Source organism: Streptomyces sp. NBC_01244, from assembly GCF_035987325.1.
In the GTDB taxonomy this organism is placed as follows: Bacteria; Actinomycetota; Actinomycetes; order Streptomycetales; family Streptomycetaceae; genus Streptomyces.
The window spans coordinates 5,473,840-5,495,698 of record NZ_CP108488.1 but is presented as its reverse complement, the minus strand read 5'-3'; the positions used below and the strand labels follow the sequence as shown (position 1 = coordinate 5,495,698).

At 71.3% G+C, this 21,859-nt stretch carries 17 protein-coding genes and 1 rRNA gene; 6 read left to right on the top strand and 12 right to left on the bottom strand.

From position 1 onward, the window contains the following. Positions 1-215 precede the first annotated feature (215 nt). Positions 216-1,740, bottom strand: a 16S ribosomal RNA gene (locus tag OG247_RS24805). A 951-nt stretch (positions 1,741-2,691) separates the two neighbouring features. Here OG247_RS24805 and trpS point away from each other — a divergent pair. Further along, positions 2,692-3,696, top strand: a complete 1,005-nt coding sequence (gene trpS / locus OG247_RS24800) for a tryptophan--tRNA ligase (RefSeq protein ID WP_327254324.1) — start codon at positions 2,692-2,694, stop codon at positions 3,694-3,696. Positions 3,697-3,756: 60 nt separating this feature from the next. Here trpS and proC read toward each other — a convergent pair whose 3' ends face one another. The 5 genes from proC to OG247_RS24775 form a co-directional block, all read right to left on the bottom strand. Further along, a complete protein-coding gene (gene proC / locus OG247_RS24795; protein WP_327254323.1) occupies positions 3,757-4,566 on the bottom strand; it encodes a pyrroline-5-carboxylate reductase in 810 nt (269 codons plus the stop codon). 100 nt (positions 4,567-4,666) lie between these two features. Further along, a complete protein-coding gene (locus tag OG247_RS24790) occupies positions 4,667-5,404 on the bottom strand; it encodes an ABC transporter permease (protein WP_327254322.1) in 738 nt (245 codons plus the stop codon). Further along, the gene (locus tag OG247_RS24785; RefSeq protein ID WP_327254321.1) at positions 5,401-6,222 is read right to left on the bottom strand and encodes an ABC transporter ATP-binding protein; all 822 of its coding nucleotides are present in this window, start codon (positions 6,220-6,222) and stop codon (positions 5,401-5,403) included. Before OG247_RS24785 ends, OG247_RS24790 begins: the two co-directional genes overlap by 4 nt. Before the next feature lie 111 nt (positions 6,223-6,333). Then, complete coding sequence (locus tag OG247_RS24780; protein WP_442813653.1) at positions 6,334-6,867, bottom strand: hypothetical protein; 534 nt, start codon at positions 6,865-6,867, stop codon at positions 6,334-6,336. Positions 6,868-6,948: 81 nt separating this feature from the next. Further along, complete coding sequence (locus OG247_RS24775; RefSeq protein ID WP_327254319.1) at positions 6,949-7,251, bottom strand: peptidase; 303 nt, start codon at positions 7,249-7,251, stop codon at positions 6,949-6,951. 104 nt (positions 7,252-7,355) lie between these two features. Between OG247_RS24775 and OG247_RS24770 the strand changes: the two genes are divergently transcribed. Beyond that, entirely contained in the window at positions 7,356-9,506 is a 2,151-nt protein-coding gene (locus OG247_RS24770) for a protein kinase domain-containing protein (protein WP_327254318.1), read from the top strand. An 88-nt stretch (positions 9,507-9,594) separates the two neighbouring features. Here OG247_RS24770 and ilvD read toward each other — a convergent pair whose 3' ends face one another. From ilvD to OG247_RS24750, 4 genes are all read right to left on the bottom strand, one after another. Beyond that, a complete protein-coding gene (gene ilvD / locus OG247_RS24765) occupies positions 9,595-11,448 on the bottom strand; it encodes a dihydroxy-acid dehydratase (RefSeq protein WP_243339759.1) in 1,854 nt (617 codons plus the stop codon). 175 nt (positions 11,449-11,623) lie between these two features. Next, positions 11,624-12,283: a TetR/AcrR family transcriptional regulator gene (locus tag OG247_RS24760; RefSeq protein WP_327257605.1), complete on the bottom strand. Its 660-nt coding sequence runs from the start codon at positions 12,281-12,283 to the stop codon at positions 11,624-11,626. Between the two features lie 8 nt (positions 12,284-12,291). Then, complete coding sequence (locus OG247_RS24755; protein ID WP_327254317.1) at positions 12,292-13,125, bottom strand: sugar phosphate isomerase/epimerase family protein; 834 nt, start codon at positions 13,123-13,125, stop codon at positions 12,292-12,294. A 203-nt stretch (positions 13,126-13,328) separates the two neighbouring features. Further along, positions 13,329-14,276, bottom strand: coding sequence for a Ppx/GppA phosphatase family protein (locus OG247_RS24750; protein WP_327254316.1), 948 nt, complete (start codon positions 14,274-14,276; stop codon positions 13,329-13,331). A gap of 63 nt (positions 14,277-14,339) precedes the next feature. Between OG247_RS24750 and OG247_RS24745 the strand changes: the two genes are divergently transcribed. Then, positions 14,340-15,167 (top strand): hypothetical protein, encoded by an 828-nt coding sequence (locus OG247_RS24745; protein WP_327254315.1) that lies wholly within the window; start codon positions 14,340-14,342, stop codon positions 15,165-15,167. A gap of 9 nt (positions 15,168-15,176) precedes the next feature. Here the strand turns inward: OG247_RS24745 and OG247_RS24740 are convergent, their stop codons facing one another. After that, complete coding sequence (locus OG247_RS24740) at positions 15,177-17,021, bottom strand: BACON domain-containing protein (protein WP_327254314.1); 1,845 nt, start codon at positions 17,019-17,021, stop codon at positions 15,177-15,179. A gap of 240 nt (positions 17,022-17,261) precedes the next feature. Between OG247_RS24740 and radA the strand changes: the two genes are divergently transcribed. After that, entirely contained in the window at positions 17,262-18,677 is a 1,416-nt protein-coding gene (gene radA, locus OG247_RS24735; RefSeq protein WP_327254313.1) for a DNA repair protein RadA, read from the top strand. Between the two features lie 203 nt (positions 18,678-18,880). Beyond that, complete coding sequence (gene disA / locus OG247_RS24730; protein ID WP_274548915.1) at positions 18,881-20,005, top strand: DNA integrity scanning diadenylate cyclase DisA; 1,125 nt, start codon at positions 18,881-18,883, stop codon at positions 20,003-20,005. Positions 20,006-20,238: 233 nt separating this feature from the next. On the opposite strand, the gene OG247_RS24725 is transcribed toward disA, so the two are convergent. Then, entirely contained in the window at positions 20,239-21,069 is an 831-nt protein-coding gene (locus OG247_RS24725) for a hypothetical protein (protein WP_327254312.1), read from the bottom strand. A 159-nt stretch (positions 21,070-21,228) separates the two neighbouring features. Between OG247_RS24725 and OG247_RS24720 the strand changes: the two genes are divergently transcribed. Then, positions 21,229-21,837 (top strand): phosphatase PAP2 family protein, encoded by a 609-nt coding sequence (locus OG247_RS24720; protein WP_327254311.1) that lies wholly within the window; start codon positions 21,229-21,231, stop codon positions 21,835-21,837. Positions 21,838-21,859 lie beyond the last annotated feature (22 nt).

The following is a 21,859-nucleotide window of genomic DNA, read 5'->3' as shown; positions in this document are numbered from 1 at the left end:
CGAAGTTCACTGGGGCCGGCATCGCGAAGATAAAGCCTTTCGGCCGTACCCTCAGATACCCAACAACGTGCCAAGCACGATCCCCGCCACTCAAACTGTTTTCCACGCCGAAGCAGTACTCACAGAAGGTTTTGGAAACCGTGCCAACTAATCAACGTTCCACCCTGAGCTGACCGTGCAGAACGTTTGTCTGCAATCGGTACTGTGCTCCTTAGAAAGGAGGTGATCCAGCCGCACCTTCCGGTACGGCTACCTTGTTACGACTTCGTCCCAATCGCCAGTCCCACCTTCGACAGCTCCCTCCCTTACGGGTTGGGCCACCGGCTTCGGGTGTTACCGACTTTCGTGACGTGACGGGCGGTGTGTACAAGGCCCGGGAACGTATTCACCGCAGCAATGCTGATCTGCGATTACTAGCAACTCCGACTTCATGGGGTCGAGTTGCAGACCCCAATCCGAACTGAGACCGGCTTTTTGAGATTCGCTCCACCTCACGGTATCGCAGCTCATTGTACCGGCCATTGTAGCACGTGTGCAGCCCAAGACATAAGGGGCATGATGACTTGACGTCGTCCCCACCTTCCTCCGAGTTGACCCCGGCGGTCTCCTGTGAGTCCCCATCACCCCGAAGGGCATGCTGGCAACACAGGACAAGGGTTGCGCTCGTTGCGGGACTTAACCCAACATCTCACGACACGAGCTGACGACAGCCATGCACCACCTGTATACCGACCACAAGGGGGGCACTATCTCTAATGCTTTCCGGTATATGTCAAGCCTTGGTAAGGTTCTTCGCGTTGCGTCGAATTAAGCCACATGCTCCGCTGCTTGTGCGGGCCCCCGTCAATTCCTTTGAGTTTTAGCCTTGCGGCCGTACTCCCCAGGCGGGGAACTTAATGCGTTAGCTGCGGCACCGACGACGTGGAATGTCGCCAACACCTAGTTCCCAACGTTTACGGCGTGGACTACCAGGGTATCTAATCCTGTTCGCTCCCCACGCTTTCGCTCCTCAGCGTCAGTAATGGCCCAGAGATCCGCCTTCGCCACCGGTGTTCCTCCTGATATCTGCGCATTTCACCGCTACACCAGGAATTCCGATCTCCCCTACCACACTCTAGCTAGCCCGTATCGAATGCAGACCCGAGGTTAAGCCTCGGGCTTTCACATCCGACGTGACAAGCCGCCTACGAGCTCTTTACGCCCAATAATTCCGGACAACGCTTGCGCCCTACGTATTACCGCGGCTGCTGGCACGTAGTTAGCCGGCGCTTCTTCTGCAGGTACCGTCACTTTCGCTTCTTCCCTGCTGAAAGAGGTTTACAACCCGAAGGCCGTCATCCCTCACGCGGCGTCGCTGCATCAGGCTTTCGCCCATTGTGCAATATTCCCCACTGCTGCCTCCCGTAGGAGTCTGGGCCGTGTCTCAGTCCCAGTGTGGCCGGTCGCCCTCTCAGGCCGGCTACCCGTCGTCGCCTTGGTGGGCCATTACCCCACCAACAAGCTGATAGGCCGCGGGCTCATCCTTCACCGCCGGAGCTTTTAACCCCCGCCCATGCAGGCAGGAGTGTTATCCGGTATTAGACCCCGTTTCCAGGGCTTGTCCCAGAGTGAAGGGCAGATTGCCCACGTGTTACTCACCCGTTCGCCACTAATCCACCCCGAAGGGCTTCATCGTTCGACTTGCATGTGTTAAGCACGCCGCCAGCGTTCGTCCTGAGCCAGGATCAAACTCTCCATGAATGTTTACCGGTAATCCGGTGCACACGCACTTAGAGCGGGACAGTCATGTCGGAATAAGACCGACCGTCCACTGCATCCTCGCTGTGTAATTGCCTGCAAGCATCCCAGCCGAAGCCGTGACCTCACAGGTCTTTTTCAAAGGAACCTCATCCACCGAAATGGACGGGGTATCAACTTTTTGGCGTTGATTTTTGGCACGCTGTTGAGTTCTCAAGGAACGGACGCTTCCTTTGTACTCACCCTCAGTAACAATTACTGGGGCTTTCCTCCGGGCTTTCGTTCTGTTCTGTTCTTGCGTTTCAGACTCTATCAGAGTCTGTCTCGCTTGTTTTCCGCCTTCCAGGTCATCCGCTTTCGCGTTTTCCCTTTCCGGCGAGTCCGACTCTATCAGATCCTTTCGGGCCTGACTCCCAGTCAACGGGATTTGCCGTTCGGGCTGTTGGGCCCTTGCGACGAGTGAGACAGTAGCGGATTCCTTGCCGCCGAACCTAATCGGCGACTGCGTCCGTGGACGCGGATTCCTCATTCGCAAATACGCATGAAAACGGGACGACAAAGTGAGTCGTTCGTTCGAATGTGTAGTGCGGGATGGCTGTCCGGGGACCGACCGGGGTCGGATGCTCACTTCGGACAACTCGAAGAACCTTACGGATCGGGCACAGGTGTGTCAACCCCCAGCTGACCCTCAGGCTGACCCGCCCCGCGGAGTCCGGAAACCTCACGCCCTCCTCACCTCTCAGGGTCTAGCCTCTCCCCCATGACTACGCGTGCGCTCACGCTCGACCTTCGCTGGTGGGCCGCCTGACGGCGGCCGACCATCCACGCGAGCACGCACGCGCTCGACGGCCGCCGATCTCGGCGGCCGTTTCTGTTTCTCCCCTCCCGGGAGTGGCTCGGTCGCCCGACGCGGTGGCGTCGACGCCCACACCGACACGAGCAGGGAGCAGGGACATGACGAGGATCTTCAGCGGGGTCAAGCCGACGGGGCATCTGACGCTGGGGAACTACCTGGGGGCCGTACGGCAGTGGGTCGCCGCCGAGCAGGAGCCCGACGAGGCGCTGTTCTGCGTGGTCGATCTGCACGCGCTGACCGTCGAGCACGATCCGGCCCGGGTGCGCCGGCTCAGTCGGCAGGCGGCGACGCTGTTGCTCGCCGCCGGACTGACTCCCGAGAAGTGCACGCTGTTCGTGCAGAGCCACGTGGACGAGCACGCCCGGCTCTCGTACCTGCTGGAGTGCACGGCTTCGGACGGGGAGCTGCGGCGGATGGTGCAGTACAAGGAGAAGGCGGCGAAGGCGCAGGCCTCGGGGGACGGCGTACGGCTGTCGCTGCTCACCTATCCCGTACTGATGGCCGCCGACATCCTGGCGTACCGGACCGGTGAGGTGCCGGTCGGGGAGGACCAGCGGCAGCACGTCGAGCTGACACGGGATCTGGCGGCGCGATTCAATCAGCGGTACGGGTACACCTTCACCGTTCCCAGGGCCACGCATCCGGTGGTGGCGGCGCGGGTCATGGACCTGCAGGACCCGCGGTCGAAGATGGGGAAGTCGGGGGACGCGGGGCCCGGGGTGGTGTTCATCCTCGACGAGCCCGAGGCGGTGCGGAAGAAGGTGATGCGGGCCGTCACCGACAGCGGCAGCGGCGAGGGCGGCGTCGTCTACGATCCGGCCGCGCGTCCCGGGGTCGCGAACCTGCTGGACATCCTCGCGGCCTGCACCGGGGGTGATCCGGCCGCGCTGGCCGACGGGTACACCGGGTACGGGGCGCTCAAGCGGGACGTGGCCGACGCCGTCGTGGAGCTGCTGCGGCCGGTCCGCGTACGGCACGCGGAGCTGGCGGCCGATCCGGGGACCGTGGAGGCGGTGCTGCGCGCGGGTGCCGGGCGGGCCCGGGCGATCGCGCGGCCCGTGGTGGACTCGGCGTACCGGGCCATCGGACTGCTGGAGCCCTGAGGAGAGGGGCGGGCCGTCGTTACGGGGCTGCGCGCGCAGCCCCGTAACGACCGGCGGGCGTCAGCTGTTGCCGGAGGCGAGTTCGCGGCTGCGGTCGCGGGCCGCTTCGAGGGCGGCGATCAGGGCCGCCCGTACGCCGTGCTTCTCCAGCTCCACGATCGCGTTGATGGTGGTGCCGGCGGGGGAGGTCACGGCTTCGCGGAGCTTGACCGGGTGTTCGCCGCTGTCGCGGAGCATGACGGCGGCGCCGACGGCGGCCTGGACGATCAGGTCGTGGGCCTGGGCGCGGGGCAGTCCGAGGAGGATGCCGGCGTCGGTCATGGCCTCGACGAGGTAGTAGAAGTAGGCGGGGCCCGAGCCGGAGAGGGCGGTGGCCGCGTCCTGCTGGGATTCCGGGACGCGCAGGGTCTTGCCGACGCCGCCGAAGATCTCCTCGGTGTGCGCGAGGTGCGCGGCGGTGGCGTGGCTGCCGGCCGAGATGACGGACATGGCCTCGTCGACGAGGGCGGGGGTGTTCGTCATGACGCGCACGACGGGGGTGCCCTGGGCGAGGCGCTCCTCGAAGAAGGAGGTCGGGATGCCGGCCGCGCCGCTGATGACCAGGCGGTCCGCGGGGAGGTGCGGGGCGAGCTCTTCGAGGAGCTTGCCCATGTCCTGCGGCTTCACGGTGAGGATGAGGGTGTCGGCGCGCTTGGCGGCCTCGGCGTTGGTGACGGCCTCGACGCCGTAGCGGGTGCGCAGCTCCTCGGCGCGCTCCGGGCGGCGGGCGGTGACGAGGAGCTTGGAGGCGGGCCGGCCGCCGCGGATCATCCCGCTGAGCAGGGCCTCGCCGATCTTGCCGGTACCGAGGACTGCGACTGTCTGGGTCATGCCCGATTCACCTCGCCGAACTGTTCGTGCACGCATGCATGGTTTGCGTCCTCATCCTTGCACTCGTGCGGGGAACCGCGGTGGGCTGTCCGGAGTGCGGTCAGGGCGTCCGGCGGCGGAGGGTGGCGGCGCCGAGGGCGAGGACCAGGAGGGCGCATCCGGCGACGATGACGGTGTCGCGGACGAATTCGGCGGTCATGTCGGTGTGGGTGAGGACCTGGCTCATGCCGTCGACGGCGTAGGACATGGGCAGGACGTTCGAGATCGCTTCGAGGACGGGCTGCATGGTGTCGCGGGCGGCGAAGAGGCCGCACAGTAGGAGCTGGGGGAAGATCACGGCCGGCATGAACTGGACGGCCTGGAACTCGGACGCCGCGAAGGCGGAGACGAAGAGGCCGAGGGCGGTGCCGAGCAGGGCGTCGAGGAGGGCGACGAGCAGGAGCAGCCACGGGGAGCCGATGACGTCGAGGCCGAGGGCCCAGAGGGCGACGCCGGTGGCGAGCAGGGACTGGACGACCGCCATGGCGCCGAAGGCGAGGGCGTAGCCGGCGATGAGGTCGCCCTTGCCGAGCGGCATGGCGAGGAGGCGTTCGAGGGTGCCGGAGGTGCGTTCGCGCAGGGTCGCGATGGAGGTGATCAGGAACATCGTGATGAGGGGGAAGATCCCGAGGAGGGACGCCCCGATGCTGTCGAACGTCCGCGGGCTGCCGTCGAAGACGTAGCGGAGCAGGACCAGCATCAGTACGGGGACCAGCAGCATCAGCGCGATGGAGCGCGGGTCGTGGCGGAGCTGGCGCAGGACGCGGGCGGCGGTGGCGAGGGTGCGGGCGGTGCTCATCGGGTGCTCCCGTGGGGGGCTTGGGCGGTGGCGGGGGCGGTGGCAGCCTGCGCCTCGGCGTTGGCGGCGTCGACGAGTTGGAGGAAGGCCTCTTCGACGGTGTCGGTGCGGGTACGGGCGAGCAGGGCGTCGGGGGTGTCCTGCGCGAGGATGCGGCCCTCGCGCATGAGGAGGAGGTCGTGGCAGCGCTCGGCTTCGTCCATGACGTGGGAGGAGACGAGGAGGGTGGCGCCGCGGGTGGTGGTGATCTCGTGGAAGAGGTTCCACAGGTCGCGGCGCAGGACCGGGTCGAGGCCGACGGTCGGCTCGTCGAGGACGAGGAGCTCGGGGCTGCCCAGGAGCGCGACCGCGAGGGAGACCCGGCTGCGCTGGCCGCCGGAGAGGTTTCCGGCGAGGGCGGTGGTGTGGGTGGTGAGGTCCACGTCGGTGATGGCCCGGGTGACGGTCTCGCGGCGGCGCGCGGCGGCGGCGCGGCCGGGGTCGAGGATCGCCGCGAAGTAGTCGAGGTTCTGCCGGACGGTGAGGTCGTCGTAGACGGAGGGCGCCTGGGTGACGTAGCCGATGCGGGAGCGGAGTCCGGGGTGGCCGGCGGGGTGGCCGAGGACGTCGAGGGTGCCGGTGACGTGGGCCTGGGTGCCGACGACGGCGCGCATCAGGGTGGACTTTCCGCAGCCGGAGGGGCCGAGGAGGCCGGTGATGCGGCCGCGCGGGACGTCGAAGGAGAGGGCGTCGAGGACGGTGCGGGGGCTGCGGCCGGTGCCGCGGCGGACGGTGAGGCCGTCGGCGTGGACGGCGGCGGCCGCTTGGTTATTCATCATGTGATGAATAATGCTCCCGACTGTGCCGCCACGCAAGGCTCGCGGAGCATTATTCATCACATGATGAATAACACTCCGGGCTGGGGGCCGGACTGGGGCCTGGGCTCGGGGCTACTTCTTGCGCTTCGGGCGGCGCGCGGCCGGGTTGCCGGTGCGGGAGCCGCGCCGGCGGATGAATTCGGCCGAGGCGCGCTCGTACTCGGTGCGGCGCAGCTTCTCGCCGGGGGCCTCGACGAAGCAGCGCAGGAAGTAGGCGATGAGGCTGCCGATGAAACCGATCGCCTTCAGCCCCTTGAGGGCGGTCTCGTCGGAGGACGGGGCCGGCCGGCGGCTGAAGGACTCCCAGGTCTTGACGAAGGCGATGGAGCTGGCGATCGCGAAGAGGACGACGACCGAGATGCTGAGGAAGGCGCCGACGTTGCCGATCTCCAGGCCCTCGTAGGAGAACCGGAGCAGGAAGGCGCTGATGACGGCGAGGACCAGCGCGCCGGCGGCCGCGCCGACGCGGCGGGCTCCGTAGCCGCCGTCGTGGTTCACCCAGGTGGTGCCGAAGAACCGGATCGGCTCGGGCTCGGGGCCGGTGGGCACCGCGGGGGCCGGCTCGGCGGGGGTCTGGTCTCGCTGGTCGTCGCTCACACCAGCGATTATCCCCCGCCGGGCGGGCGGGACCCGGGCTGTCTCACGGGTCGGGCCGGGTGGCGGACCCGAGGATGGGCCGGATGGACCTCAGGCGCAGCGGGTGGCGACGTAGCCGTCGCTGCCCGTCTTCACGTAGGCGTCGGCGACGAACTCGCCGTTGCCGATGCAGTCCCAGATGTTCGAGGTGCCGTACGGGCCCGAGACGTTCGTTCCTTCGCACTGGCAGTGAATCGAGACGTACGCGCCGAGCGGCAGGACCCGGACGATCCCGTATTGGGTGCCGGGGCCTCTGCGGACGTTCACGCGATAGCCGGGCGCGACCGGGAACGTCGGGAATCCCGACCCCGAGGTCAGGCTCTCGACTTGGCTTGAATCGCTCTCAACGGACATCGGAAGCTCCCCCTTGGATGGCGCCCTGCGGAACTCGCGCAGGGTAGCAGGACCTTGGAGATTCGCACGGACCATCGACTAGGCTCCGGCGGGGGTGGTGAGCGGTGCGTTCAGCGCGGACGGACTACGCGGGTTTTCCGGAGTACGCCGGGCAGTACCGGCTTGAGTCCGTGCTCGGTTCGGGCGGCATGGGCGTCGTCCACCTGGCCACCTCCGAGTCGGGGCTGAAACTCGCCGTCAAGATCGTGCATCCGCAGCACGCCGTGGACCCGGAGTTCCGGGCCCGGTTCCGGCAGGAGGTCGCGGCCGCCCGCCGGGTGAGCGGAGCGTTCACCGCGCCCGTCGTCGACGCCGATCCCGATGCCGAACGGCCCTGGATGGCCACGCTGTTCATCGATGCCCCCACGCTCTCCGAGCGGGTACGGGAACAGGTGCTGGAGGCCCGGGAACTGGCGCGGCTCGCCGCCGGACTGGCGGAGGCCCTGCGGGACATCCACCGGGCGGGGGTCGTGCACCGGGATCTGAAGCCCAGCAACGTGCTGATGGCCTCGGACGGGGTCCGGGTCATCGACTTCGGCATCTCGCGGCCGGCCGACAGCGATCTGCGGACCGAGACCGGGAAGCTCATCGGGACCCCGCCGTTCATGGCGCCCGAGCAGTTCCAGCGGCCGCGCGAGGTCGGCACCGCGGCCGATGTGTTCGCCCTGGGGGCCGTGCTCGTGTTCGCGGCGACCGGGCGGGGGCCGTTCGACTCCGACAGCCACTACCTCGTGGCGTACCAGGTGGTGCACAGCGAGCCCGACCTGACCGGTCTGCCGGAGCGGCTCGTCCCGCTGGTCGCGCAGTGCCTGGCCAAGGATCCTGCGGAGCGGCCGAGCGCGGACGCGCTGATCGTGGCGCTGCGGGCGGTGGCGTACCCGACCGACCTGGACACGCAGGCCTTCATCCCGCGGCCGAGGCAACCGGTGCCCGACGAGGAGGCCACGCACCGGCGGGAGCGGATCGCCACCCCGGACCGGTCCGCCCCGGACCGGTCCGCCCCGGACCGGTCCGCCCCGGGCCGCGGACGGCGGACCCGGGTGGCCGTCGCGGCGGTGGTCGGGCTGCTGCTGGCGGGTGGGGCGGCGGGCGGCCATCTGTGGTCCGCGGCCGGCGACAAGCCTCCGAAACAGGCTGCCGCCCCGGGGGCACCCGCCCCGCAGCGGGTCCTGCCGTGGTCGGTGCCGCTGGGCGGATACGCCGCGGCATGCTCCTGGCAGGCTTCGGCCCTGTACTGCTCGGGGCCCGAGTCGGCCGCGATGCGGCTCAGCCCCGGGGACGGGTCGACGGTGTGGTCCATACGGGCGGCCGTGGCGGACTCCAGGCCCGCGGCCGACGGTGCGCCGCTCCACGGGGGTGGGCTGGTCCTCGCGGTGGCACCGGGAAGCGGAAGCGAACTGCTGCGGGCACTGGATCCCGCGACGGGCGCGGAGCGCTGGAAGCGGACCCTGCCCATGGGCGCCCTCGCCCTGTCCGCGGGCGGCCACGTGCTGATCACGGCGGCGGACGGAACCGTCACCTCGCTGGATTCCGCGACCGGCACCCCTCGGTGGACGAAGAAGATCGGCAGGGTCGGTTCCGTGTGGTGGAGCGGCCGGGAGGAGTCGGGGGAGCCCGCCGCGCTGTACGTGTCGACGCCCGACGAGAACGGCAGGGCGACGCAGCTCTCGGCTGTGGACCCGGCGAGCGGGGCGCACCGCTGGCAGATCCGGTCTGCGGGGCTGCTCCGTCCCGTGGGGACCGCCGGCGGCGGAATGTACCTGCTGGACAGTGACGTACGGACCAGGACGGACGCGGTCGTACGGGTGGACCTGGGCACGCATGCCGTACGGCGGGTGCGGCTGACCTCGCCGCTGTACGAGGCACAGGCGACGGTGGGGCCGGACGGGGTCGTGTACGCGTTCGGGGCCACGGGCGCGCTGGCGGCGATCGGTACGGCCAAGGAGGAGTGGCGGCTGGAGACGGGCGTGACCCGGGCCTCCCGGCCGGTGTTCGCCGACGGGAAGGTCTACCTGAGCGCTTCGGACGGGCGGCTGCTCGCCGTCGACGCGGCGGCGGGGCGGCTTCTGGGGCAGACCAAGCCCCGGATCCGCGCCGGCAAGGAGACCTTCGCCGCGAGTCTGCCCGCGCCCGTCGTCGGGGACGGGCGGGTGTACGCCTCCGCGCCGGACGGGAGCGTGTTCGCGGTGGCGGCGGGGGATCCCGCGGGGTGGTGACACCGGGGCGGCCCGGGCCCGTCAGAGGTGGAACGCGGACGGCCCCGCCCGAGGGTGTCGGACGGGGCCGGGGCCGGCGGGTGCGGGGTCAGCGCTCCAGGAGGCTGACGTCGCGGACCGCGCCCTTGTCGGCGCTGGTGGCCATCGCCGCGTAGGCGCGCAGGGCCGCGGAGACCTTGCGCTCGCGGTTCTTCGGGGCGTACACGCCGCCGAGCGCCTCGTGGCGGGCGGCCAGCGTGGCCTCGTCGACCAGGAGCTCGATGGAGCGGTTCGGGATGTCGATGCGGATCCGGTCGCCGTCCTCGACGACCGCGATGGAGCCGCCCGAGGCCGCCTCCGGGGAGGCGTGGCCGATGGAGAGGCCCGAGGTGCCGCCGGAGAAGCGGCCGTCCGTGACCAGGGCGCAGACCTTGCCGAGGCCGCGGCCCTTGAGGAAGGACGTCGGGTAGAGCATCTCCTGCATGCCGGGACCGCCGCGCGGGCCCTCGTAGCGGATGACGACCACGTCGCCGGCCTTGATCTCCTTGCGGAGGATCTTGTCGACGGCCTCGTCCTGCGATTCGCAGACCACGGCCGGGCCCTCGAAGGTCCAGATCGACTCGTCGACACCGGCGGTCTTCACGACGCAGCCGTCGAGCGCGATGTTGCCGCGCAGGACGGCGAGGCCGCCGTCCTTGGAGTACGCGTGCTGGACCGAGCGGATGCAGCCGCCCTCGGCGTCGAGGTCGAGGGTGTCCCAGCGCTCGGACTGGGAGAAGGCGGAGGCGGAGCGCTGGCAGCCGGGGCCCGCGTGCCACAGCTCCATGACCTCGTCCGGGGCCGTGCCGGAGCGGGCGTCCCACTTCGCGAGCCAGTCCTCCAGGTTGGCGGAGTGGACCGTGGTGACGTCCTTGTTCAGCAGGCCGCCGCGGTGCAGCTCGCCGAGCAGGGCGGGGATGCCGCCGGCCCGGTGGATGTCCTCCATGTAGTACGTGCCGCCGGGCGCCACGTTCGGCGCGACCTTGGCGAGGCACGGGACCCGGCGGGAGATCTCGTCGATGTCCGTGAGGTCGTACTTCAGACCGGCTTCCTGCGCGGCGGCGAGGAGGTGCAGGATCGTGTTGGTGGAGCCGCCCATGGCGATGTCGAGGGCCATGGCGTTCTCGAAGGCCTGGCGGGTCGCGATGTTGCGGGGCAGGACCGACTCGTCGTCCTGCTCGTAGTAGCGCTTGGTGATCTCGACGATCGTGCGGCCGGCGTCCTCGTACAGGGCGCGGCGGGCGGTGTGCGTCGCGAGGACCGAGCCGTTGCCGGGGAGGGCCAGGCCGATGGCCTCGGCGAGGCAGTTCATCGAGTTGGCGGTGAACATGCCCGAACAGCTGCCGCAGGTGGGACAGGCGTTCTCCTCGATGCGCAGCACGTCCTCGTCGGAGACGCTGTCGTTCGAGGCGTCGACCATGGCGTCGATCAGGTCGAGCTTACGGACGGTGCCGTCGACGAGGGTGGCCTGACCGGCCTCCATCGGGCCGCCGGAGACGAAGACGACCGGGATGTTGAGGCGCATGGCGGCCATCAGCATGCCGGGGGTGATCTTGTCGCAGTTGGAGATGCAGATCAGCGCGTCGGCGCAGTGCGCCTCGACCATGTACTCGACCGAGTCCGCGATCAGGTCGCGGGAGGGCAGGGAGTACAGCATGCCGCCGTGGCCCATGGCGATGCCGTCGTCGACCGCGATGGTGTTGAACTCGCGGGGGACGGCGCCGGCGGCCAGGATCGCGTCGGAGACGATGCGGCCGACCGGGGCCAGGTGGGTGTGGCCGGGGACGAACTCGGTGAAGGAGTTGGCGACCGCGATGATCGGCTTCCCGATGTCCGCGCTCGCTACGCCCGAGGCGCGCATCAGGGCACGTGCGCCTGCCATGTTGCGGCCGTGGGTGACGGTGCGGGACCTCAGCTCGGGCATCGGGTTCTCTCCCCATGTGTGCGGTGACGCGAGCGCCTGCCGCGACTGTGGATATGGCTCGGTTACGAGGCTACGCCCCCTGCCCGGGATCCGGACGGGCTGTCCGGATCCCGGGACGGGCGGCTCAGCAATTGGGCACGGTGCGGAGCCTACGGGGCTGCGCGCGCGGGTGCCGTCATTCCTCGGTGAGGTAACGCTGGAGGGTGGGGGCCACCAGGTCGATGATGGTCTCCGGGTCCGCCGATGCGAGGGGCTCGACCTGGACGACGTAGCGCAGGATCGCGATGCCGACCATGTGGGAGGCGGCGAGCTCGGCGCGGAAGGTCGGGTCGGGGACGTTGAGGTCGGCCGCGATCCGCTCCAGGAGGCGGTGCAGGATCAGCCGGCGGAGCACCTTCGCGGCGGCCTCGTGGGTGAGGGCCGAGCGGATCACGGCGAGCAGCGGGGTCCGGGTGACCGGGTTCTCCCAGACGCCGAGGAAGTAGCGGGCCAGGCGCTCGCCGATGCCGTCGGGGCCCGCACCGATGATCTTGGGCAGGATGAGGGCGGGCTCCATGCTGAGCTCGATCGCGGCGGCGAAGAGGTCGTCCTTGCTGCCGAAGTAGTGGTGCACCAGGGCCGGGTCCACGCCGGCGGCCTTGGCGATCCCGCGGACCGAGGTCTTGTCGTAGCCGCGCGCGGCGAACTCGGCGCGGGCCGCGAGACGGATGCGCTCCTGGGTGCCGGGACCGTCGTCGGCCTCGTCCTGGCGGGGGCGGCCGGGGCCGCGGCGGGGCTTCGCCTGGGCGGGGGCGGGCCTGGGGTCCGGCGTGGGGTCCGGTGTGGGGTCCGGCAGGGGCTCGGTCACGGGTGCCGGGTTCCCGATACCGGGCCGGGGGCCGTCGCAAGGTGGAGGCGGGTGAAGGCCAGGGCCTCGGCGAGGTCGGCCTCGCGCTCGGCGGAGGACATCGCGCGGCGGGTGTTGACCTCGATGACGACGTGCCCGTCGAAGGAGGTGGCGGCGAGCCGCTCCAGCAGTTCGGCGCAGGGCTGGGTGCCGCGACCGGGGACGAGGTGCTCGTCCTTCGCGGAACCGTTTCCGTCGGCGAGGTGGATGTGGGCGAGGCGGTCGCCCATCCGGTCGATCATCGCGGTCGCGTCGGTGCGGGCGGTCGCGGTGTGCGAGAGGTCGACCGTGAAGTGACGGTAGTCGTCCTTGGTGACGTCCCATTCGGGCGCGTAGGCGAGCATCTCGCGGTCGCGGTAGCGCCAGGGGTACATGTTCTCGACGGCGAAGCGGACGTCGGTCTCGTCCGCCATCCGCCAGATGCCCGTCACGAAGTCGCGGGAGTACTGGCGCTGCCAGCGGAACGGGGGATGGACGACGACCGTGCTCGCGCCGAGCTTCTCGGCCGCCGCCTGGGCGCGCTGGAGTTTGGTCCACGGGTCGGTGGACCACACGCGCTGCGTGATGAGGAGGCAGGGGGCGTGGATCGCCAGGATCGGCACCTGGTGGTGGTCGGAGAGGCGGCGCAGGGCGTCGATGTCCTGGCTGACGGGGTCCGTCCAGACCATGACCTCGACGCCGTCGTAGCCGAGGCGCGCGGCGATCTCGAAGGCGGTCGCCGTCGACTCCGGGTAGACGGAGGCGGTGGAGAGGGCGACTTTCGCGGTCGGGATCCGGACTGGTTTTGCCACGGGGACAGGGTATCGGGGTCGTGGTGGGGGCGGGCCCGTCCTGGTGGACGGGGGCATGAGGTTGGGCGGGGCCGCGGTGGTGGGCAGGGACATGAGGACGGGCGGGGCCGCGGTGGTGGGCGGGGGCAGGGTGAGGCGCGGGGGTCCGGCGCCGGCCCCCGTGCGGCGGCGCCGCACCCGGCGACGTCCGATGGCCCGGTGCCTCACACCCCGACGGGGGTGGACCTTCCGAGGTGGTCCAGGCGGCGGAGGATGACGCCTTCCCGGAGGGCCCAGGGACAGACTTCCAGGGACTCCACGCCCAGGAGGTCCATCGCGCCCTCCGCCACCAGTGCTCCGGCGAGGAGTTGGTTGGAGCGGCCCTCCGAGACGCCGGGGAGGGCGGAGCGCTGGGCGGTGGTCATCGCCGCCAGTCTCGGGACCCACTCCTCCAGGGACTTACGGGTCAGGTCCCGCTGGATGTAGAGGCCCTCCGCGGAGCGGGCGGCGCCCGCGATCCGGGCCAGCTGCTTGAAGGTCTTCGACGTGGCCACCACCCGGTCCGGCGGGCCGGAGCGGCTGAACTCGCCGACCGTACGCGCGATCTGGGCCCGTACGTGCCGGCGCAGGGCCCGGACGTCCGCCGGGTCCGGCGGGTCGCCCGGGAGCCAGCCCGCCGTCAGGCGGCCCGCGCCCAGAGGGAGCGAGACGGCCGCGTCCGGGTCCTCGTCGATGCCGTACGCGATCTCCAGCGAGCCCCCGCCGATGTCGAGGAGCAGGAGCTTGCCCGCCGACCAGCCGAACCAGCGCCGGGCCGCGAGGAACGTCAGGCGGGCCTCGTCGTCGCCGCTGAGGACGGGGAGGTCCACGCCCGTCTCGGCCTTGACCCGGGCGAGGACCTCGTCGGCGTTCGTGGCCTCCCGTACCGCGCTCGTCGCGAAGGGGAGTACGTCCTCGCACCCCTTGTCCTCGGCGGCCTGCACCGCGTCCCCGATGACGGAAACCAGCCGCTCGACGCCCTCGGGCGTCACCGCGCCGTGTTCGTCGAGCAGCTCCGCCAGCCGCAGCTCCACCTTGTGCGAGTGCGCGGGCAGGGGGCGCGCACCGGGGTGCGCGTCCACCACCAGCAGATGGATCGTGTTCGAACCCACATCAAGGACACCGAGTCTCATGAGGGGAAACGCTACTGGTCCAAAGGCGTAGGGGTGGAGTAAGGGGCGCTTAGGCTGGGGTTTGTGCCAAATACGAAGAAGGCCAACAAGTCCAAGACCAAGGTCGGCAAGGCCGCCAAGGGTGCCACGTCCGCCCGGGCGGACGAGAAGGGGCTCGACTTTCCGCGGGCCTGGGTGGAGTTCCCCGACCCCGCCGATGAGGAGCAGGTCTTCCGCTGCGACCTGACCTGGCTCACTTCCCGCTGGACCTGCATCTTCGGCAGCGGCTGCCAGGGCATTCAAGCGGGCCGCGCGGACGACGGCTGCTGCACGCTCGGCGCGCACTTCTCCGACGAGGACGACGAGAAGCGGGTCGCCGAGAACGTGGCGCGGCTGACGCCGGAGCTGTGGCAGTTCCACGACGTCGGCAGCGAGACCGGGTGGACGCAGCACGACGACGACGGGGAGAAGCAGACCCGACGCTGGGACGGTGCCTGCATCTTCCTGAACCGGCCCGGTTTCCCCGCGGGGGCGGGCTGTTCCCTGCACATCCTGGCGGTGCGCGGCGGCCAGGAGCCGCTGGAGACCAAGCCGGACGTGTGCTGGCAGCTCCCCATCCGGCGGACCTACGACTGGATCGACCGGCCCGACGACACCCGCGTCCTGCAGGTGTCGATCGGCGAGTACGACCGGCGCGGCTGGGGCCCGGGCGGCCACGACCTGCACTGGTGGTGCACCTCGGCCACCTCCGCGCACGGCGCCGGCAAGCCGGTGTACGAGTCGTACCGCGCCGAGCTGACGGAGCTGATGGGCAAGGAGGGGTACGAGGAGCTCGTACGGCTCTGCGAGGCGCGGCTCTCCTCGCTGCTGCCGATGGCCCCGCACCCGGCCGACCCCACGCCCGCGCCGTAGGCCGCGGCGCTACGGGGCCGGCGCCGGGGTCGGCTCCGGCTCCGGCGTGGCTCCGTCCGAGGGGCTCGGCGTCGGGGTCGGCGTCGGGGTGGGAGTGGGCGTCGGCGTGGGGGTCGGCGTCGGAGTCGGGGTGGGTGTCGGCGTCGGCGTCGGTGTCGGAGTGGGCTCCGGGGCGGGCGGGGTGGGAGCCGGGCGGCCCCGGCCCCGGATGGAGATCACCGCGCCGCCCGGGTCCACCCCGACCCGGGCTCTCCAGGCCCCTACGGGCTGGGCTCCGGAGTCCACGGTGATGCGTAGGGTGACCGATTCTCCTGGCGCCAGCCGGCCCGAGGTCGTACTGGCGCGGAGCCACGGGGCGTCGGACCACAGCCGCCAGTCGACCGGGGCGCCGCCCGAAGCGGTGAGGGTGAGCAGGGTGGTCGTTCCGTGGGTGGAGGCGGCCGCGGTGAGTCGGCCCGGGGCGCCCGGGGTGGAGCTCGGCGGCGCGCCGCTGCTGATGACCTCGACGGAGACGTCGGGGGCGGCCTCGGACGGGGCGAAGCCGGGGCCGTCGGTGGTGACGGCGGCGTTGCCCGCGTTCTCGTAGGCCGTCAGCGGGCGGCCGTCGGTACGGGCCTGCGGGAGCTCCGCCTCGCTCGCCGAGATGCGCGTGGAGCCGTTGCCCACGGGTTCCCCGGTGCTCGGGGCTCCCCGGTAGGCCGCCCACAGCGCCAGCACCGGGGCCGCGACGACGGTGGCGACGACGGTGGTGGTCACGGCGCGGGTGCGCAGCCGCTCGCGGCGGGCCGCCCGGTCCTTGGGGTCCATCGGGAAGCCGGTGCGGTCGAAGCGCGGGCCGGTCCCGGCGCCCCGGCGACCGCCGGAGCGGAGCATCGCGGCGTGCACGGCGGTGCGCGGGGCCGGGACCAGTGGGAGGGCCGCGGTGTCGATGCCGCCCGAGCCGGGCCAGGGGCCGCCGGCGCCGACGCGTTCGGCGACGCGGCGGCAGCGCGGGCAGTCGTCGACGTGGCGGACGAGCTCGGCGCGCAGGGAGGAGGAGAGGAGCAGGTTCCCGTCTCCCCCGCCCTCCCCGTCGTCCCCGGTGAGCCGGGACACGGTCGGGCAGTTGCCCGTCTCCACGACGGCGAGGGCGGCGCGGGTGCGCTCCACCTCGCAGGCGGCGCCGGAGAGCAGCTCGCGGGCGGCGGCCGGGGGCGTACCGAGGACGGCGGCGAGTTCGGGGACGCCGAGGCGGTGGCGGACGGCGAGTTCGAGTGCCTCGCGCTGCTCGGGGGTGGTTCCGGCGGCTTCCGGCCAGGCGAGGCGGGCGAGCTCGGTGCGGCGGTAGGCGTACACGTCAAGACCGGCGTGACCGGCGGGGCTGCCGTGGCCTGCAGGGCTGCCGTGGCCTGCGGGACCCACAAGACCGCCGGAGCGGCCGGCCGCCCCGGCGTTCGCGGCCGCGTTCGCGTCGGCGCTCGCCGTCGCGAAATCCGGCGCACGGCCGGCGGCGGTGTGCTCCGGTGCACGCCGGGCGGAATGCGCTCCCCCGTACCCGTAGCGCGTACGCCGCCGCTCGGCCAGCCTGCGCAGGCAGGCCCAGCGCGCGAGGGCGTACAGCCAGGCCCGCCGGTCCCCCTCGTCGGGGCAGCGGCCGGGATGGCGGTCGGCGACGGCGAGGACGTCGCCGAGCACGTCGGTGGCGGTGTCGTGGTCGCACAGGACCGAGAGGCAGTACGTGAACAGCCCGTCCAGGTAGGGCTCGTACCGGAACGGTGGCGGCTGCTCCACCCTGGTCGCCTCGGGGGGCGTGCGCCCGTGCGCCCGGTGTGCGCCGGTGCGCGGAGCGGGGTGTCCCTGGTTGCTGCTGGTCACTTGGTGACCGTAGGCGGCGCGCCGGTGGCGCTCCGGAAGCCTTCACCAGTTTTAGCCCTTACGGGTGAACAGATCGGCGTTGTGCTGACGGCGCCCCTGACGGTGCACGCCACGGCGTACACGCCGGGACGGACGGCGGACCGCGCCGAGACCGCCGCGAGACCACCGCGAGGCCACTGCGGGACCGCCTCGGAGGCCGCCCGGAAAGGACTGTCGGTGGCGGCGGCTACCGTGGGCCGCATGGCTGCCCGTACATCTCGTTCATCCGCCAAGGACCGGCCGTCCTACCGTTGTACCGAGTGCGGGTACTCCACCGCCAAGTGGCTCGGCCGGTGCCCCGAGTGCCAGGCCTGGGGCACCGTCGAGGAGCTCGGCGGCGCCCCCGCCGTGCGGACCACCGCGGCCGGCCGGGTCACCACGGCCGCCGTGCCGATCGGGCAGGTCGACGTGCGGACGGCGACCGCCCGCAGCACCGGCGTGAGCGAGCTGGACCGGGTGCTGGGCGGCGGGCTGGTCCCCGGCGCGGTCGTCCTGCTCGCGGGCGAGCCGGGCGTCGGCAAGTCCACGCTGCTGCTCGACGTCGCGGCGAAGGCCGCCTCCGACGAGCACCGCACCCTGTACGTCACGGGCGAGGAGTCGGCGAGCCAGGTGCGGCTGCGGGCCGACCGGATCAACGCGCTCAGCGAGCACCTCTACCTGGCCGCCGAGACCGATCTGTCCGCCGTGCTCGGGCACCTCGACGCCGTGAAGCCCTCGCTGCTGATCATGGACTCCGTACAGACGGTCGCCTCCCCCGAGATCGACGGCGCGCCCGGCGGCATGGCTCAGGTCCGCGAGGTGGCCGGGGCGCTGATCCGGGCCTCCAAGGAACGCGGGATGTCCACGCTGCTGGTCGGCCACGTCACCAAGGACGGGGCGATCGCCGGTCCCCGCCTGCTGGAGCACCTGGTCGACGTCGTACTGAGCTTCGAGGGCGACCGGCACGCGCGACTGCGCCTCGTCCGCGGGGTGAAGAACCGCTACGGCACCACGGACGAGGTCGGCTGCTTCGAGCTCACCGACGAGGGCATCAACGGACTCGCCGACCCGAGCGGGCTGTTCCTGACCCGCCGCGCCGAGGCCGTCCCCGGCACCTGCCTGACGGTGACCCTGGAGGGCAAGCGCCCGCTGGTCGCCGAGGTGCAGGCGCTCACGGTGGACTCGCAGATCCCCTCCCCCCGCCGGACCACCTCCGGGCTGGAGACCTCGCGCGTCTCGATGATGCTGGCGGTGCTGGAGCAGCGCGGGCGGATCACGGCGCTCGGCAAGCGGGACATCTACACCGCCACCGTGGGCGGGGTGAAGCTCACCGAGCCGGCCGCCGACCTGGCCGTCGCGCTGGCCCTGGCCTCGGCCGCGAGCGACGTACCGCTCCCGAAGAACCTGGTCGCCATCGGGGAGGTCGGCCTCGCGGGCGAGGTCCGGCGCGTGACGGGGGTGCAGCGGCGGCTCGCGGAGGCGTACCGGCTGGGCTTCACGCACGCGCTGGTGCCGGTGGACCCGGGGAAGGTGCCGGCGGGCATGAAGGTGACCGAGGTCGCCGACATGGGCGACGCCCTGCGGGTCCTGCCGCGCGGGCGGTCGCGTACGCCGGCGAAGGAGCACCCCACCGACTAGCACCGACTAGCACCGACCAGCACCGGCTGGCGTCGGCCGCCACCCCGCCCGGGGTCGGAGAACAGCAGGTCAGCGGGGACGAAAGGGATGCTCTCCGGCCCGGCCGGGCCAAGGCACGACGGGCGCCGGGGCCGCGCCGGTAGACTTCGGGATGGTCCGCCCGGCCGTACGCAGGCGGTACATCCCGCGACCGGAGGAGTGCAGTGGCAGCCAAGGACGGGGCAGCAGCATCCGGGAAGTCGGGCGCGAGCTCCAAGCAGGAGGCCATGATGCGCGCCTCGCTGAGCGCGGTCGCACCTGGTCAGCCCCTGCGTGACGGGCTCGAACGGATCGTTCGCGGCAACACCGGAGGGCTCATCGTCCTCGGTATGGACAAGTCGGTCGAGGCCATGTGCACGGGCGGTTTCGTCCTGGACGTGGAGTTCACCGCGACCCGGCTGCGCGAGCTGTGCAAGCTCGACGGCGCGCTGATCCTGGACAAGGACATCACCAAGATCCTGCGGGCGGGCGTCCAGCTGGTGCCCGACGCGTCGATCCACACGGAGGAGACGGGCACCCGGCACCGGACAGCGGACCGGGTCTCGAAGCAGTGCGGTTTCCCGGTGGTGTCGGTCTCGCAGTCGATGCGGCTGATCGCGCTGTACGTGGACGGCGAGCGGCGCGTGCTGGAGGAGTCCGGGGCGATCCTGTCGCGGGCGAACCAGGCGCTGGCCACCCTGGAGCGGTACAAGCTCCGCCTGGACGAGGTCGCCGGGACGCTGTCCGCGCTGGAGATCGAGGACCTGGTGACGGTCCGCGATGTCACGGCGGTGGCGCAGCGGCTGGAAATGGTGCGGCGCATCGCGACGGAGATCGCGGAGTACGTGGTGGAGCTCGGCACGGACGGCCGGCTGCTCTCGCTCCAGCTCGACGAGCTGACGGTCGGGATCGAGCAGGAGCGGGAGCTCGTCATCCGGGACTACGTGCCGGAGCCGACGGCGAAGCGTTCCCGCACGGTCGAGGAGGCGCTGCCGGCGCTGGACGCGCTGACGCATCCGGAGCTGCTGGAGCTGGCGATCGTGGCGAAGGCCCTGGGGTACACGGGCTCGCCGGAGACCCTGGACTCGGCGGTGTCGCCCCGCGGGTACCGGCTGCTGGCGAAGGTTCCGCGGCTGCCGGGCGCGATCATCGAGCGGCTGGTCGAGCACTTCGGCGGGCTGCAGAAGCTGCTCGCCGCCTCGGTGGACGACCTCCAGACGGTCGACGGCGTCGGCGAGGCGCGTGCGCGCAGCGTCCGCGAGGGCCTGTCCCGCCTGGCGGAGTCCTCCATCCTGGAGCGGTACGTCTAGGCTCCGGCCCCGCTCCGCGGGGGTTGCGGTCGCGCGCCGCTGCTGGGGCTCCGCCCCAGGCCCCGCTCCTCAAGCGCCGGAGGGGCTGGAATTGCCCTACGGGCAATCCAACCCCTCCGATCCGCACAGTGCGCTGCGCGCACGTGCAGGCCGACTTCGGCCGAATCCAGCCCCGCCGGCGTTTGAGGCGCGGGGGTCCGGGGGCTCCGCCCCCGGCAGCGACGCCGCGCCGGCTACTCCGGCTTCAGGACGAACGAGGTTCGAGCCACCGGCATGCCGGGGGACTTGACCTCCACCACGTACGTGTCCGCCGCGGCCGCCCCCGCCGGAGGCGACTGGCACTGGGTGGGCTCGCTGAAGTGGCGGTCCCACTCCAGGTCTTGCTTGGTCTCACCCTGCGAGGGGACCCGGTAGAAGACGCTGCCCGCGCCCGCCGGGCAGTCCGCCGAGGACCAGACCGACTTGGCGTTGCTCACCTGAGCGATCGTCAGTACCGCCTGCTTCGGGCCGAGGTCGACCTTGCAGGTGGTGCCCGAGATATTGCGCGCGATGAGTTCGAGGCGCGGCTTCTCGCCCGCCTCGTACTCGTTCTTCACGCTCTTGACCTCCCACTGCAGCGCACTGGGCGCACACGTGGGCACCGGGGAGTCCGCCGGGACGACCTGGCCCGCGCCGGAGCCGCCGGAGCCGTTCGACCCGCCCTGGTCCGCGGTGCCGGGCTCGGCGCCCGGTTCGCCGTTCTTGCCCGTGCCGGGGCTCGCCCCGGGGTCGGAGCCCGTGCCGGTGCCGGCGCTCGCGCCTGCGGAGCCGCCGGAGCCCGACCCGCCGCGTCCGCCCGGGGCCTGACTGATCGCCGGACCGGAACCCGAGGGTCCGGGGGTGATTTGGGTGACGGGACCGGAGCCGCCCTGGCCCTTGCCGTTGGTACTCGACTTGCCCGCACCGGAACTGACGGTCCATACGGCGAGCATCGCGAGGAGCGCGGCAACGGACGCCAGCACAGCCCTCCGTCGCCAGTAGATGGAGGAGGGGAGCGGCCCGACCGGATTGCGCAGAGATCCCACGGACGGAACCTTACGAGAGTTCCCGGCGCGATCAGTGCCCCACATGCCGCACACTCGGCTTGTTTTGCCGATGATCATCCTGCGGGGTGATCGGGGGCGCCGGAAATCGGCCCGGAGACTGATGAGGACGTTATTCCGGTTTCGGTACCTTCAGTCACCATGGACAGCTCCGGCCTCTACCTCGACGTGACCGATTTCGCCCACTCGACCCCCGCCTGGGTGCAATCGGCATTCGAGTTCTGGACCGAGTACGGGCTGCTCGTCTTCGGCGCCCTCTTCATAGCCGTGTGGTGGCGATCACGTGGCGCCCGCGACCCCCGCACGGTGGCGCTCGCGGTGCTCGCCCCCTTCGTCACCGCCCTGGCCTACGTCGCCTCCGAGCTGGTGAAGTCCAGCGTCGACGAGGAGCGCCCCTGCCGGGCCGTGGCCGGGGCGGCGGCCTCCCTGGTCAAGTGCCCGGCCACCGGCGACTGGTCCTTCCCCAGCAACCACGCCACCATCGCGGGCGCCGCGGCCGTGGCGCTGGCGCTCGCCGTCCGCGCACTCGTGCTGCTGACCCTTCCGCTGGCCCTGCTGATGGCCTTCTCCCGCGTCTTCGTCGGCGTCCACTACCCGCACGACGTGGCCATGGGCCTGCTGCTGGGCGCGAGCCTCGCCGCGCTCGCCGGCCTCGCCCTCGCCGGCCCGGCGACCAAGGTCGTCGCCGCCGTACGGACGAGCGGCGGCCGCACCGCCGTCCTGGTCACCGGCGCCGACCCCGCCCGCTGACACCCGCCCCGGCCGGGCGCCG

What these genes read in the sequence shown, in the direction of transcription:
- trpS (WP_327254324.1), top strand. Translation starts at nt 2,692, where the DNA reads ATGACGAGGATCTTCAGCGGGGTCAAGCCGACGGGGCATCTGACGCTG.
- proC (WP_327254323.1), bottom strand. Translation starts at nt 4,566, where the DNA reads ATGACCCAGACAGTCGCAGTCCTCGGTACCGGCAAGATCGGCGAGGCC.
- OG247_RS24790 (WP_327254322.1), bottom strand. Translation starts at nt 5,404, where the DNA reads ATGAGCACCGCCCGCACCCTCGCCACCGCCGCCCGCGTCCTGCGCCAG.
- OG247_RS24785 (WP_327254321.1), bottom strand. Translation starts at nt 6,222, where the DNA reads ATGATGAATAACCAAGCGGCCGCCGCCGTCCACGCCGACGGCCTCACC.
- OG247_RS24775 (WP_327254319.1), bottom strand. Translation starts at nt 7,251, where the DNA reads ATGTCCGTTGAGAGCGATTCAAGCCAAGTCGAGAGCCTGACCTCGGGG.
- ilvD (WP_243339759.1), bottom strand. Translation starts at nt 11,448, where the DNA reads ATGCCCGAGCTGAGGTCCCGCACCGTCACCCACGGCCGCAACATGGCA.
- OG247_RS24750 (WP_327254316.1), bottom strand. Translation starts at nt 14,276, where the DNA reads ATGAGACTCGGTGTCCTTGATGTGGGTTCGAACACGATCCATCTGCTG.
- radA (WP_327254313.1), top strand. Translation starts at nt 17,262, where the DNA reads ATGGCTGCCCGTACATCTCGTTCATCCGCCAAGGACCGGCCGTCCTAC.
- OG247_RS24720 (WP_327254311.1), top strand. Translation starts at nt 21,229, where the DNA reads ATGGACAGCTCCGGCCTCTACCTCGACGTGACCGATTTCGCCCACTCG.